Here is a 1,286-nt window from a genome sequence, read left to right on the forward strand (position 1 = left end):
AATACAGGGAGTATTCGCGCGACAGCGCGCCTTGCTGGCCGGGCGCCTCGAAGCCGACCTGGCAATGTTATTTTGACCCGACGCCTTGGCGTCCGGGGCTTCGTTTTCAAGCCGGTCCGCTGCTGCTGCTCCAAAAACCTCTTCAGCTCCAGCCGCTCTCTCCACAACAGCGATGGCTCGCGTCGCTTCGCCGCGAACCAATACATGATGGGCGTTACCCCGCTCCGGAGCCCTGAGTCGGAGTAGTTGAAAAACAGCCCCGTAGGTCCGGCCACGTGGAGAAAATAGTCGGAGGAGGCCAGGAACGGGCTCGCCTTCAAGAGACCCAGATCGCTGCCGAGAGCCGATTCCAGCGCGGAGATCAACAGGACGTTGTAGGTGCTGCCGTAGCGCCAGTAAGCGGGGCCTTCCGCATAGGCACCGTCGGGCGCGTAGTCGGCCATGCTGATGGGAACGCGCGCGAGCGCGCGTTCGATTATTCGCAGCGCCAGGTCCGGTTCGTCTTCCATGACGGCGAGCGCGCCGAGCGCCAGTCCGCCGTGGCACACCTGGTTCCAGTTGTTGGTCATCTGCTGCCAGCGTGCCTTCTGCAACGACGGTCTCAGGCCCTTGTCGACGATCGCTCGCTTGATCGTAGCTCGAGCCGTCGGTTCGAGGACCGCGTACAGCCAGTCGTAGCCTATGGCCAAAGCAGCGGTCATCTCCGCAACATCCAGGAAATGACTCGGGTTCCAGTCGCTAAACGCGGCCGCGGCCAGCATTTCCCGTTGGGCTCTATGTGCATGGCGCTGGTCGCCCGTCAGGCGGTATGCAAGTGCGAGATGCAGGACCCGCTTCAGGCAGGTGCGCGAGACCGGGAGCAGGCGTTGACCCACCTTCTCGCGCTTCACGGGCTCGGTTCGCTGCAGGTCGTCGGCGAGGCCCTTCACCAGCGCGGAGGCTCGACGCAGCAGCGGGTCGGCCTCCGTTTTCTTCCGGAGCGCAACGTCCTGGTTGCTCTTCAGGATCAAGCGCGGGTGGTCTCGACCAGCGTTCCTGACAAGGGCTCCGATGTCTTCGCCCCGGGCCTTGGCGGCGGAAAGCCAGGCCAGCGCGAGGCCTATGGGGACCAGGTACTTCATGTGGGCTCGCGCGATTATAGCGCGTGGCAGGGCGATCGAGTTCTAACCGCGCCCCGCCACGAGATGAACACGGCGAGCAGCAACTCGACCCGCCAGCTACCATCTGCACACAGAGTCACGATCATTTTCCATCCCTATTGTCCAAGTTGCTGACCCAAGCGTCCC

The 1,286-nt window shown here is 63.5% G+C and carries 1 protein-coding gene; it reads right to left on the reverse strand.

The annotated features are described in order from the left end of the window. Positions 1–1,121, reverse strand: a 1,121-nt coding sequence (locus MJD61_07325) for a hypothetical protein (protein MCG8555083.1), incomplete at its 3' end; no start/stop codon positions are given. Between the last annotated feature and the right edge of the window lie 165 nt (positions 1,122–1,286).

Source organism: Pseudomonadota bacterium, from assembly GCA_022361155.1.
Taxonomy (GTDB): Bacteria; Myxococcota_A; Polyangia; order Polyangiales; family JAKSBK01; genus JAKSBK01.